Genomic DNA, 12,903 nt, shown 5'->3' on the forward strand with positions numbered 1-12,903 from the left:
ATAGGTGGTAAACTTATTATTCGTTTAAATACGTTTGTATTATATCATATTAAACTCCATTTACCTTGAACGGCGGTGAATCATGGATTTTGAATTCGAGTTTGAAATGGATGAGAACATTTTTATAAAGCTGGGATTTGCAGCTATCCTCGGGTTGATTATCGGACTTGAAAGGGAGATTAAGCGAAAGCCGCTTGGCCTCAAAACATGCCTGGTAATTTCCATTGTCAGCTGCCTGCTGACGGCTGTATCCATAGAATCCGCTTATACTTTCCCAGGCGATGGGCAGGTTAATATTACAATGGACCCTCTGCGCCTCGCTGCACAAATTGTCTCTGGAATTGGCTTTCTTGGAGCAGGGGTGATTTTGAGGCGTGGAAACGATACAGTTACCGGACTGACTACTGCGGCCATGATATGGGGCGCAGCCGGAATAGGGATTGCTGTTGGCGCGGGTTATTATTGGGAGGCTACTGCAGGAGTCATCATGCTCATGCTCAGTGTAGAGTTTGTCCCCTATTTAATGAACTCGATTGGCCCTAAACAATTGAGGGAAAAGGAAATTCTCCTGAAATTGAATGTAAAAGAGAAAGACAGTATAGAGAGCATTATTGCCAAAATAAAAAGTGAAGAGATCAGGATCAAGCATGTGCGCATCAAAGATCTAGATAATGAAGAGCACCTGGTACAGCTTAAGATTACCGTATCTCAAAAAAGAACTACGACAAATGTTTATTATGCTGTTTCATATATAGAAGGTATCCGGTCTGTCGAAATTGAAGGTTTGTAGCACACGAAAGGGAATGCAGCAGCTGCATTCCCTTTTAATAGTCATTCAGATTGTGCAAAGGCATAAGGACGCGGATCTTCCTTTTCTCTCACTTTATCAATTTTATCAATAAACATTTGGAAGACTCTCTTCTTTTCTTCCAGATCTTTTATGTATTCTTTCAGTTCGTTATACTTCTCCTGGAAGGGTTCATGATAAAGCTCCCTGATTTTTCTGTTAAGATCCGGGTTGGCAGTAGACTGTACAACTTGTTTCGTAATACTGAATTTATACATATAAACCTGCAGCTCTTTTTTAACCTGCTCATACTCCTGATCTATCTCTTCTAATAATATCCCTATTTCCTCTTTCCACTCTTCCAGTGATTTATGTACATGTGATTCCATTAATAAAGATCCTCCTTTTTCGGGCTTCCTTGTTGAGAGGCATATTCTTTCATATAAAAATATCCTGTTAAGTATAACAATAATAAGTTACAGTGCCTTTGCTGCCATGTTACATTGAATTACATTCTCTGCATAATTACTGTCAGGCACCTTTGTACAGGGAATTAAAATGATTCTAAAATATTTTTTCAAAAAAAGGGTTGCAGTGAAGACAAGGAGGAGTTATAATAAATTTCGTGGTAATGATCCACATGGAATACGGGGGCTTAGCTCAGCTGGGAGAGCGTTTGGCTGGCAGCCAAAAGGTCAGCGGTTCGATCCCGCTAGTCTCCATCTAATTAAAGACCTCCTTGCTATGGCAAGGGGGTCTTTTTGTTTGGCTTTTTTCTAAGAGATTGTTGTTTTGGGATGAGTTCTATAAGGAGATATAATTATTAAGCAAGTGGATTGGAGCGGGAGGCGCCGTGACTCCCTTAATCCAGCTTCAAGCTGAGACCCTCGAGTCATAAGCCAAGCCGGCTATGGGAAGAAAGAGCACTTCCCATAGCCGGCTCATCTTATGCTTGACGGGTCTCTGCCTGCCATAATATTCGCAGCTTTAAACAAGTTATCTGAACATTGTATTATAAATAAGTGTTATTTGGCAGGCACCGCTTTCCGCTTTATAATGCGGGAGCAGCGGGACAGGTGAGACCCCGCAGGCAAAGCCGAGGAGGCTCACCGCCCGCCCCTAAGGTCCGCGAGTGCCTGCAGCGGAAAGCCACTTTTGTAAAAATGCGGATTTCTGCTTGCAAAATAATTAAATCTTCTAACAGAGCTTATTAAAAACAACCAACTTTTAAAAAAGGCCCTTTCTTTTACACCGCCTTTCTTCATAATCTTACTGCATCCCTCTCCCCGACCTTCTCTGCAATTCATGTAATCTCCCATTTTTGCCTAAATGTATTAAGGATAATTTTAAGTTTCCACAGAGGTTTATATAAAATACAGCCAATATCATAAAAATTTTCTAAATATTAAAAAATTTATATATTTCCAGAGACAAATTATAGTATAATAGTCACGATAGTCATGCAAATATGTAAAAGGAGGTGAAAACCATGGGAGCAGGAAAGAGAATTAAATTTTTGCGTCTGCAGCAATTTTTAACTCAGGAAGAACTGGCAGCTGGTTTACTCTCTGTATCGTATCTGTCAAAAATTGAAAACGAACAAATTACACCCAGCCCCGATATTCTTAAATCTCTATACGAGAGATTGGCCATCGAGGAAGACTCAATTGATGAAACTGCCGTCATAAAAGAAATACGCGATTGGTATCAGGACCAGATAGATAAAAGAAAAGAGAAGGTTGAGGCTGGTTATGCTGATTTAAAAGACAAGGTTAAGCTTATAACCATTCCGGAGATAACTCATTTATTTAATCTGTTCAGCATCAGATATCATCTGGTAACGGGTAAACTGCGGCTGGCTGAAGAACTGATGTCCTCTTTATCTCCTTTTCAAAAAGACCTTAACAAAGAACAGCTTCTGTACTTTTATAAATTTAAAGGATCCCTTTTATATTCGAAGGGCCAATTTGAAGATGCTTATACACTGCTTAAGGAGGCAGAGTCGCTGATTGACTCATTTGTTTCTCTTTATGAAAAGGCGGATATCTATTATTCTTTGGGCCTGACTGCCGGAAAATTGCACAAGCCTTATCTCGCCACATACTACGCGAGTCTTGCTCTCGAAATATTCCAGAAGATATATAGGCTTGAAAAAAGTACCGAATGCCATCTGCTCCTGGCCATATCCTTTCAGAGGATGAGAGAATTCAGCCAGGCCGAAGTCCATTACGACTGGGCCGGCAAATTGGCACAGGAGGAGAAATTCCATTCACTATACGGCATCATCGAGCACAACAGAGGCTATTTCCTCTCCCTCCAAGGACATTTTGACAAAGCCCTGATTCATTATAATAATAGTTTGCACATTAAAGAAAGCGAAGACAATGCACCTGGAAAAATCATCACAATATTAGCAGTGGTCACTATGTGCTATAAATATAAAAAGCACAGTCTGATGAAGGAATGGCTGAACAAAGCCCAGCAGCTGATCCACAGTCTTCCTCAGAGCTCTGCATCCCTATTGCATGAATATCAGATATTTCATTATTTCGTTCATGAAGATTATGATAAATTCACGAACTATGTAAGTAAAATTGCTATTCCATATTTCGAGAAAAACAACCTTCAAATTCTTGTGATCACATATTCAGAAATGCTGGGGAACTATTTTAAAGAAACAAGAAAATATAAATTATCCTCTTATTATTTTGAGTATGCTAACAGGATTCTAAACGAAGGAATAAAATTATGATAGGCGGTAAATAAATGAAACAAATCATTTTAATATGTATGATGTCCTTTGTTTTAATAGGAGCCATTAAACCCAATGTCTCCTATAAAACCTCCCCCTCATCCTTCTCATTAGCTTCAGCTGTCCCCCTCAATAATGAAGAATTTCCTCCCATTCTAAGCTAAAGCCATCCTAAGTCCTCTTACTATTTTATCCTTTCCTGGACCTTTTCCCGGATTTCTTCCCATTCTTCACGCAGCAATCCCATTCTTATTGAGTCATAATACTCTCCATCATGATACCGGACCTTCCGCATCCTGCCTTCCAGCTGCATCCCTAACTTTTCTCCAAGCCTGATCATCCTGACATTGCCTGACCAGGTCGTATAACCGATCCGGGCGATATCAAAGGAATGGAATAAATGGGTAATCCAAAGAAAAAGAGCCTTGGTTCCCCACCCGCCATTCCAGTACCCGGGATTATAAATCCCTATTCCCATCTCCATCCAGCGTGATGGCTGATGCTCCCAATAATAACTTATGGTTCCTATTAATTCACCACTCACTTCAATTGCCCAGCAGCTGTCTTGATTGATAATCTCCTCTTTGGTTTTTATGTATTCTGAAAAAGGGATATGCTTATGTTCAAAATAGGGTGCATCCCACTTTTTCCACTGCGGCCTTTCCTCTGAGTATTTTAATTTCCACAAGACAGGCAAATCCTTTTCAGCAATTGGCCTTAACACTAACTCTCCCCAACTATATCCCAAAGAATCTCACCTCCTAATCCATTTATTCATTTTCCATTATATAGAAAAATAACCTCAGAAGTATATAAGGGGCCTAACTTTCCCGGTGGCTGACCAATGCTGTATACTATGGAAAAAGAATACGGGGTGAGGGAATGGAGTTATCTTTTAAGCGGGCCACAGAAAAAGAACAGAGTGAGATTTATGATATCGCGGGCGAAAACAGGAGAGAGGCAACAGGCTTTGATAGTTCCGACAGCCGGGAAAAAATGATAGAAGCCTACGAGCATTCCAAGAAGTATGATGCCTATTTTGTTTGCTTAATGCAAGGGGACTTGCTGCTCGGCTGGGTGATGATTGACAAAGCTTATGATTATTTGACCGGTGATGAAGTCGGCTGGATCAATGATTTATATGTAAAGAAGGTTTACAGGGGGAAGGGTTATTCAAAACTGCTGATCCAGGAAGCCTTCAGCGAATTCCGGAAAAACGGCTTTAAGGATGTACGGCTTAATGTTTATGCCCATAATGGTACAGCTATCGGATTGTATGAAAAAATGGGTTTTAGGGATGTCAGTAAGTTTATGAAGATAACCATTTAGCGAATGGTGTTGGAATGCCTCCACTTGATTTAAGCTCAATTAAAAGATAGTCCAAAATAGGAAAAACCCCGTATAGGGGTTTTTTTTATTTCATAAGGGGGGCTCCTGTTTAGGATTGGTATATTTTAAAGTCATCATTATCTAACTCATTTCAAGGTTATTGGAATGGCTGCGATCTCTGCTCTGACAGCATTTACAGGATGTCGATTCTGACAAGAAGGGCAACCAGAAGCTGAACAAGGATTTGGATGTTGACTGCAACTTGAGTATCTACTGTTTCAACGGTGATATTCCTTGAATTTTCAATGATTGTTTTCTGGCGTGTAATTTGCTTAACCTTTGAGGACTGAAGCAGTTCTTGGGCGACTCTTTCTGCCTGGGCAGCGTCGGCAATCGAAATCTGGATCAAGATGACAATTGCTGCCTGCAGGGCTGCCTGAAGATTGATAGCTGCTTTTGTGTCAACAGTGGTAACTGTAATATCGCAGGAATCCTTGATGAAGATCAGCTCTTCAGAAAGCTGGAATTCGGACTGCGTTTGTACGGCTTCTTGTACTACATCTTCGTTGCGGCACATTGGATGATCTGTTGCCGGGTCAAGAGCTGACCAGCTTCTGCCGTTGCTTTCTTCCGTTGTTGTTCTGTAATATTCTTGGTTCATTCTTTTTCCTCCTGTATCCTCATGGATATTTATTTAAGAAAGAGTGTGGTATCCCTCTTATAACTGTGGTTTAAATGTCTTAATGGCGCCTACATCATTGTCGGTTGTATGCCCTGCCGCAGCATTCTCTGCATTGTCCCCAGCCGATGGGCTCTCCCCGCTGAGCTGTGGACCTGCATCGTTTTCTGTGACACTTTTGTGTAAATTGCTGAGAAACTTATCTGCCTGCTTCTTAAGCTTTTTGACTGTTTTTCTGAGTTCCTTCTTCTCATCATCAGATAATCTGATACTGTTAGGCTGTGCTCCATATTTTTTCAGTGTATTTGAAACAAGCAGCTCCATTAACCTGCTTTGAGCTTCATCATATTTGGACTTTTTCTTCGACATTTATACCCCTCCTTTTGTTTACTCCCTATACACTATGAACAAGAGGCAGCTTTTGACTTAGTGCAAACGTGTAATTTAAACAAGCGTAAAGCCCAAACTTCCCTGCAGCCCTGCCCGGAACCGGCCATCCCAGCAAAAAAAAAGAAATGGGGAGTGTGCCCATTTCTTTAATTCTCTTTATTCTGGCTTCCATTGGCAGGTAGCGGTGCCGGCGGCCGCGGTTTTTTGGGAGGGGGATTCACGCCCCCTTTTTTTATTTTTGCTGGTTTAAAGTCCGGTGTTTTCATAGGTTTTGTACCCCTCCGCTCTGGAATTCAATATGCAGACTCGCACTGTCCCTGGTCAGATACAGACCTGGAACCTCATAAAGCTGCCTGCCGCTTGTATTTTCATAAACAATCACATCCCGAAGAAACAGCTCGTTTTCCTGATATGAATCAGAATAATAAGCCACCCAGCCCTGGAACATCCTGTCCGTGTCATAGTCACGGATGACCACCCATGGAGTTTCTTCCATATTAAAAACCTCTGACCATACATCCTTTTCATGGAACTGCTTTGACATCCTCGCAGCGACCGCTATCCTCTGCATCCATTTATATCGGTAGCCATAAGACCAGATGACCGAGAAGATGAGCGCGATCAGGCTTCCGTATATAACCTCCCTGATTGCAATCGGGGCTTCAGAATTAAACACATATTCCAAAAACGTAATTTGATGAATATCGATACCGAGCAGCCGGAGCAGCTCGATCAGGAGATATAGTGAAAAATAGGCAAGAAAACCAAAAAGGAAGGAATAAGTAATGAATACGTTAAACTCTCTTTTCTGGCGCCTTGTAAAGGCCTCATATGCCAAAACGGCAAGCATGCCAGGAAAAAAAATGAGAAGCAGCCTTACTGCAAACTCGGAAAACTCCATATTTACCCTCCTTAAATGTCCCCTGCCCCATTTACAAAAAAGATGTATCCAGCAAGGAAAAACACCGCGTGCTGCCGAATAAGAATTATATATACTTAATTAGAAACCTGCCATGTAAATCCCTTCCTACTTTTGCCATATTTTCTCCGCCGGCCATACAAAAAATCTAGTTCCAAGGAAGCTTTTCATTTAAGCTGGATCCTTTATCATTAAAAATAGCGGGTCATATGAAAGCAGGTGGATTTCAATGAGAAAAGCATTGCTGGTTGGGATCAATCACTATATAGAATCTCCCCTAAATGGCTGTATCCAGGATGCAGAGAAGCTCGCTTCGATCCTAAAGCGAAATGCAGACGGTTCCCCCAATTTCCACTGCCGCACCCTTTTATCAAATGACGAAGTGATTACGAAATACAAACTGCAGGAAGAAATCAAGGAGCTGCTCGAGCACGAGTCCGATTTGGCACTCTTTTATTTTTCCGGCCATGGTTCGGCTGGCACAAAGGGAGGGTATCTTGTAACACAGGATGCCGCAATCTTTGATGAAGGTTTGCCAATGGACGAATTTCTGGAACAGATTAATGCATCCAGGGCGAGGGAAATCATCATCTTATTGGATTGCTGCCACAGCGGATATTTCGGAAAGGACCAGCCCGCACAGGAAACCGCCATACTCCGGGAAGGAATATCCATTTTGACCTCAAGCAGATCAACACAGGCGTCATATGAAGAGGACGGGGGCGGAATATTCACCTCCCTCATATACAATGCTCTGGAGGGAGGGGCTGCGGATGTACTTGGCAATATTACCGCCGCGGGACTCTATGCCTATGTGGATCAGGCGCTTGGTCCCTGGGATCAACGGCCGCTGTTTAAATCACATGTCTCACGGCTCAGTTCAATAAGAAAATGCATCCCGGATATTCCGGTTGAATCCCTCAGGCTGCTGCCTTCCTATTTTAAGAAACCAACAGACGAATACGTGCTTGATCCCACTTACGAAAAGCATTTTGGCCACAACCACAAGGAGCATGAGAATATCTTCGGCCTCTTTCAGGGGTATCGAAATGCCAGGCTCCTTACGCCAATGGACGCCGGACATCTCTTTTTTGCGGCAAGAGACAGCAAAGCTGTCAGCTTAACTGCACTGGGCCGGTACTACTGGAAGCTTGCTAAAGAAGAATTGATATAGCCCGGGTTGTCCGGGCTTTTTCTGTGGAAAAGGGGCGGAGCTGCATGGATTAAAAGGCTTCCTGCAGATGGATGCACACATCATGCATTTTCCTGGCATTCATGGAGTGTCTTGTCCGCTCCACCCCCTTATTGTGTTCGTTCCTGCTCTTCTCTGTGTTCTTTTCCATGCATGGGTTGTGAGCAGAAACCTCATGTTGGTTTTTATGCAGACCCTGCAGCTTTTGAACAAGAAGGTGAATGGCTGCGTAAGATGCCCGCATGCTTATTTAATTATGTAATCACCGCACAAATGCCTAATACGACAACAGACTCCCAGAAAAGAGCTTTTAGTCTTCCCTCTTTTGCCTCATAAACCATTTGGTTCATTTTTTCAGTTTTTGTGTTTAACTGCATACATCCTTTTACATAGGGAATATTACGATTAAATTCGTTGACTTTTATAACGTACTGAATTAATCTAGTAACGCTGTTTATAAATCCTATAAAATTAGTGGGGGTTAGGTTTTGAAAAAGTTAACATTAAGCATTTTTACCATAATGCTGGTTCTTGCTCTTGCTGCCTGCGGCGGAAGTAAAGATGAAGGCAAAGACGGATCATCAGGAAAAAAGAGTTCCTATGACCAAATCAAGGAAAAAGGCGAAATTACCATTGGAACCGAGGGAACATACGCTCCTTTCACATTCCATGATAAATCAGGTAAACTGACAGGCTTTGATGTAGAAGTAGCCCAGGAAGTTTTCAAGCGCCTCGATATCAAGCCTAAGTTCATCGAGACAAAGTGGGATGGAATGATTGCCGGCCTTGATTCCAAAAGATATGACATGGTGGCCAATGAAGTGGCAGTACGTGAAGACCGGCTGAAAAAATATGATATGTCTGATCCATATATCGTTTCCAAGGCCGTACTGATTGTTCACGAGGACAATAAAGAGATCAAATCCCTTGATGACCTTAAGGGAAAGAAAGTAGCTCAATCCTTAGACAGCAACTACCGTAAGATTGCGCAAGATCATGGTGCGAATAACACAGTTATCGAGGGCTTCAACCAGGCAATCGACCTGCTCGCCTCACGCCGTGTTGATGCAACGATCAATGACAGTCTTTCTTATCTTGATTTGAAAAAACAGCGCCCTGAGCTGCCGATCAAATCGGTTTATGAAGAAAAAGATGCTACATCCAATGCCTTCCTATTCCGCAAAGACAATAAAGAACTTATCGATGCAGTCAACGGAGCACTTGCAGATATGAAAAAAGACGGTACGTACCTAAAAATATCTAAAAAATGGTTCGGCACAGACGTATCGAAGTAAAGGAAGCGATCGAATATGTTTGGAGATGAACGCACAGAACGAATTATAGGAATCCTTAGTGATTCCTTTTTTCCTATTTTAAAGGCGGGCCTGCAGTTTACTATCCCGTTGACACTCATTACCTTTGCGCTTGGTTTAGTACTGGCCTTCTTTACCGCAGTCGCCCGGCTTTCTGGCTTTAAGCCCCTGGTGCTGCTTACCAGATTCTATGTATGGATTTTCAGGGGCACACCCCTGCTCGTGCAATTATTCATCATCTTTTATGGGCTGCCAAGTGTTGGAATCACTTTGAATCCATTCCCGGCAGCTGTCATTGTCTTTACTCTTAATAAAGGGGCATACAGCTCCGAAATAATCAGGGCAGCCATCCTTTCCATTAATAAAGGACAATGGGAAGCCGCTTATTCCATCGGCATGACAAGGGCCCAGGCCATGAGGAGAATCGTTCTTCCACAGGCAATACGCGTTTCCCTCCCGCCGCTTGGCAACTCTTTTATCAGCCTGGTTAAAGATACTTCCCTTGCAGCTACCATTACCGTGACCGAACTGTTCCAAAAAGGGCAGCAGATTGCAGCTGTAACATATGAGCCTTTATGGCTGTATATTGAAGTGGCCTTCATATACCTAATGTTCAGTACCGTCCTTTCTTATCTTCAGGATAAGCTTGAAGTGCGGTATGGACGCGGCATTGCTAAGTAAAGCGGGGGATCTAAGTTGATAACTATTGATAATCTTTATAAGCGTTTTGATAAACTCGAAGTATTAAAGGGTGTCAGCCTTTCTATAGAAAAAGGAAAAACAGCGGTAATCATCGGTCCTTCCGGCTCTGGGAAGACAACTCTTCTCCGCTGCCTTAATCTTTTGGAAATACCGGACCGCGGTACGATAACGCTGGGTGACAGAAAATTGGAGATCAATGAAAACAGCCGGCTCAAACAGCAGGATATTGTCTCGTTCCGGAAGAAAACAGGCATGGTATTTCAAGGGTATAATCTTTTCCCTCATTTGACAGCACTTGAAAATGTCATGGAGGGTCAGCTTATAGTCCTGAAGCGCTCCAGGGAGGAAGCAAAGGCCAAAGCCCTTTCTCTTCTAGATAAAGTAGGACTCCATGACCGGGCGGATATGTATCCGTACCAGCTTTCAGGCGGACAGCAGCAAAGGGTGGGAATCGCCCGGGCGATGGCGATGGATCCTGAAGTCCTTCTTTTCGATGAACCTACATCTGCTCTTGATCCAGAGCTTGTCGGCGAGGTCCTGAAGGTCATGAAAAACCTGGCAGCTGAAGGCATGACCATGGCAGTCGTCACTCATGAGATGAAGTTTGCAAGTGAGGCTGCGGACCATGTAATTTTCATGGATAATGGTGCAGTTGTAGACGCAGGGACACCTGATAAAGTACTCAGAAATACGAAAAATCCCAGAACCCTGCAATTTTTGAATAAGGTGGCAGAGCGCTGATTGTTCTGCCCGGCACAAAAAAACTGGCTCAGCTGCTGCTTGGCCAGTTTTTTTGTGCCGTCTATCCGCTGAAATAGTCCCCATCTTTATCCATCAAGGACTTGCAGTCCACCTCCACCGGTACATCCACCACAGCACAGGGAAAAATGATGGTGAAAGTGGTTCCCTTTCCAATCTGGCTTTCTACCTGGATTTCTCCTTTCATGGCAGAAATCAAGCTGTATACGACCATCATTCCAAGACCGGTTCCTTTTCCTTCTTTGGTGGAATAGTACGGTTCCCCCAGTCTTTTCAGCTGCTCCTCTGTCATACCTGTCCCGCTGTCGCTGATTTCAATGTAAATATATTCTGCCTTTACTTTTGACTCTACCCTCAGCACGCCGCCGGCAGACATGGCCTCGAGGGCATTTTTAATAATATTGAGCATGCACTGCTGAAATTTATTGCGGTCCCCTTCTATAAAGCTGAGTGAATGAATATCCGTTTCCACTTCTACGGAGTTAAGATTTGCAAGAGGCTCAAGCACGTTCAAGACATGCCCCAGCTCACTGTCGACATCCACGCTCACCACTGTCTCAATGGTCGGTTTGGCATAGGTCAGATAATTTCGTATCACCTGTTCTGCCCGATCCATTTCCTGAAGCGCAATCCCGAGATATTCCCCGTCCTTGCGATCGAGCTTCTCATTCTGGATAACCAGCTGCAGAAAACCCCTGGCAGCTGTAAGGGGATTTCTGATTTCATGAGAAATGGCTGCGCTCATATGGCTTACCATTTCCGTTTTGATGCTTTGTTCAACCTTTTGCCGCAGCAGACTGTTCTTGCCGTTCATTTCAATCATGTAGCTGAGAATCAGGCTTCCTACTGCCGGTATGATAAAGTAGGCGAAATATTGCTCAAAATTGCTGATCGGATTTACGATCATGTCCATCCCTGCCATGATCAGGAGCGAAGAAACAGCGGATATGCATACAATGGTCAACAGCCTGGTGTCCACATTCTGCTTGTTGAACCACTTCCGGACTGAAAAGGTAAACAGGGCGATGGCAGGATAGATGAGAGCGGTCAGCCAGAAGCCTTCGTTTATCCCACCTACTGCCCTCAAGGTCAGAGCGATGGCCAATAAGAGGATCATGCCCCTCTCAAGATACAGTCCCGCTATAATAAAGGGCACCTGTCTCAGGTCAAATCGGAATTCATCTCCAACCTTAAAGGAAAGGAGAGCACAGATAATGAGTGAAATTATAAAATAATGGATAGAAAATACCCCTAATTTTTCATCTTTTTTATTCTCCATCCAAATCTGAAAAAAAAAGGATAAGACTAAAAGCAACGAAAGATTGAGAAGCAGGTTTTTTGTCGTTTCCAAAGTTCCACCGCCAATTTTTAAAGGCTTTTATAATTAAATGCTTAGAGGAGATTCCATTGTTAAACAAGGTGGATTGGAGAGGGCGCCCTTCGTTATACTCGGGACTCCTTGTTCAATAGCTGAAATGTTTTCGAAAAGCCTTTTCAATAATGACTAATTCTCTCTTTTTATATAAAATCCCTTTTTTAGCTCCTGGAAGAATTGAAATATTGTTTTTCCGGATTATCGGGTACCTGCACGCTTTGCAGCGAATAAACTAGGCATAGGCAATGGATGGAGTGTGAGTGGATTGGATACGAAGAATACCGCAGAAAATGAAAAGAATGCAAGCCGCAGCATATTAGACCTGGAAAAAGCAGTGGCACTTGGCGTCTGGATACAAGTCATTGGCCATATCATAGAAGTCACCTCATTGTCAGAGCTGCTTGAAACAGAGAGCAGCCCTGAAAGCACTGGAGAAAAACAAATCATAACAGGAGTATGGTTTCAAACCATCGGCCACATTCTCGAAGCCGTTTCGGTCACGAATCAGATCGGGCTGACAGATACAGCACGCCTGCTTGAAGAACAGAAGATAGCAATTGCAGGAGATGTGCTGGTTTCACTCGGAGCAGCCATTGAGGCTGTCGGGGGAATTAAGGTGCTTAAGGAGGAAGAACAGGGCGCCGCTCCATTAATCGTTACTTAAAAGCACCGCCTTTGTCCTGCTTTATCGCAGGGGATTATTTGT

Annotated in this window: 14 protein-coding genes and 1 tRNA gene; 9 read left to right on the top strand and 6 right to left on the bottom strand. The window is 43.1% G+C overall.

Features of this window, described 5'->3' with window-relative positions; all coding sequences use genetic code 11:
* The first annotated feature begins 82 nt into the window (after positions 1–82).
* On the top strand, positions 83–790 hold the full coding sequence (locus V1498_RS17680; protein WP_409295041.1) for an MgtC/SapB family protein: 708 nt from the start codon (positions 83–85) through the stop codon (positions 788–790).
* A 41-nt stretch (positions 791–831) separates the two neighbouring features.
* Here the strand turns inward: V1498_RS17680 and V1498_RS17685 are convergent, their stop codons facing one another.
* Positions 832–1,176 (bottom strand): hypothetical protein, encoded by a 345-nt coding sequence (locus tag V1498_RS17685; protein ID WP_409295043.1) that lies wholly within the window; start codon positions 1,174–1,176, stop codon positions 832–834.
* 260 nt (positions 1,177–1,436) lie between these two features.
* Here V1498_RS17685 and V1498_RS17690 point away from each other — a divergent pair.
* Both V1498_RS17690 and V1498_RS17695 read left to right on the top strand, forming a co-directional pair.
* Positions 1,437–1,509 (top strand) — tRNA-Ala (locus V1498_RS17690).
* Positions 1,510–2,276: 767 nt separating this feature from the next.
* Positions 2,277–3,539, top strand: coding sequence for a helix-turn-helix domain-containing protein (locus V1498_RS17695; protein ID WP_409295044.1), 1,263 nt, complete (start codon positions 2,277–2,279; stop codon positions 3,537–3,539).
* A 184-nt stretch (positions 3,540–3,723) separates the two neighbouring features.
* Here the strand turns inward: V1498_RS17695 and V1498_RS17700 are convergent, their stop codons facing one another.
* Positions 3,724–4,287: a GNAT family N-acetyltransferase gene (locus tag V1498_RS17700; protein WP_409295046.1), complete on the bottom strand. Its 564-nt coding sequence runs from the start codon at positions 4,285–4,287 to the stop codon at positions 3,724–3,726.
* Between the two features lie 134 nt (positions 4,288–4,421).
* Here V1498_RS17700 and V1498_RS17705 point away from each other — a divergent pair, with 134 nt between their 5' ends.
* Positions 4,422–4,868, top strand: a complete 447-nt coding sequence (locus tag V1498_RS17705) for a GNAT family N-acetyltransferase (protein ID WP_409295048.1) — start codon at positions 4,422–4,424, stop codon at positions 4,866–4,868.
* Positions 4,869–5,061: 193 nt separating this feature from the next.
* Here the strand turns inward: V1498_RS17705 and V1498_RS17710 are convergent, their stop codons facing one another.
* The 3 genes from V1498_RS17710 to V1498_RS17720 all read right to left on the bottom strand — a co-directional run bounded on the left by V1498_RS17710 (position 5,062) and on the right by V1498_RS17720 (position 6,838).
* Positions 5,062–5,529, bottom strand: coding sequence for a spore coat protein (locus V1498_RS17710; protein ID WP_409295050.1), 468 nt, complete (start codon positions 5,527–5,529; stop codon positions 5,062–5,064).
* Between the two features lie 57 nt (positions 5,530–5,586).
* A complete protein-coding gene (locus V1498_RS17715; RefSeq protein WP_409295051.1) occupies positions 5,587–5,916 on the bottom strand; it encodes a hypothetical protein in 330 nt (109 codons plus the stop codon).
* A 283-nt stretch (positions 5,917–6,199) separates the two neighbouring features.
* On the bottom strand, positions 6,200–6,838 hold the full coding sequence (locus V1498_RS17720; RefSeq protein ID WP_409295052.1) for a DUF6338 family protein: 639 nt from the start codon (positions 6,836–6,838) through the stop codon (positions 6,200–6,202).
* 247 nt (positions 6,839–7,085) lie between these two features.
* Here V1498_RS17720 and V1498_RS17725 point away from each other — a divergent pair, with 247 nt between their 5' ends.
* The 4 genes from V1498_RS17725 (at position 7,086) to V1498_RS17740 (ending at position 10,804) form a co-directional block, all read left to right on the top strand.
* On the top strand, positions 7,086–8,030 hold the full coding sequence (locus V1498_RS17725; protein ID WP_409295053.1) for a caspase domain-containing protein: 945 nt from the start codon (positions 7,086–7,088) through the stop codon (positions 8,028–8,030).
* 506 nt (positions 8,031–8,536) lie between these two features.
* Positions 8,537–9,343 carry an amino acid ABC transporter substrate-binding protein gene (locus tag V1498_RS17730; RefSeq protein ID WP_409295055.1) on the top strand — a complete coding sequence of 269 codons (807 nt, stop codon included), beginning with the start codon at positions 8,537–8,539 and terminating at the stop codon, positions 9,341–9,343.
* Between the two features lie 15 nt (positions 9,344–9,358).
* Entirely contained in the window at positions 9,359–10,042 is a 684-nt protein-coding gene (locus V1498_RS17735; RefSeq protein WP_409290008.1) for an amino acid ABC transporter permease, read from the top strand.
* 15 nt (positions 10,043–10,057) lie between these two features.
* Positions 10,058–10,804, top strand: a complete 747-nt coding sequence (locus tag V1498_RS17740; protein ID WP_409295057.1) for an amino acid ABC transporter ATP-binding protein — start codon at positions 10,058–10,060, stop codon at positions 10,802–10,804.
* A gap of 61 nt (positions 10,805–10,865) precedes the next feature.
* On the opposite strand, the gene V1498_RS17745 is transcribed toward V1498_RS17740, so the two are convergent.
* On the bottom strand, positions 10,866–12,173 hold the full coding sequence (locus tag V1498_RS17745; protein WP_409295059.1) for an ATP-binding protein: 1,308 nt from the start codon (positions 12,171–12,173) through the stop codon (positions 10,866–10,868).
* A gap of 289 nt (positions 12,174–12,462) precedes the next feature.
* Here V1498_RS17745 and V1498_RS17750 point away from each other — a divergent pair, with 289 nt between their 5' ends.
* Positions 12,463–12,861 carry a DUF6944 family repetitive protein gene (locus V1498_RS17750; protein WP_409295061.1) on the top strand — a complete coding sequence of 133 codons (399 nt, stop codon included), beginning with the start codon at positions 12,463–12,465 and terminating at the stop codon, positions 12,859–12,861.
* Positions 12,862–12,903: the final 42 nt, after the last annotated feature.

It is taken from the genome of Paraperibacillus marinus, assembly GCF_046237605.1.
In the GTDB taxonomy this organism is placed as follows: Bacteria; Bacillota; Bacilli; order Bacillales; family DSM-1321; genus Paraperibacillus; species Paraperibacillus marinus.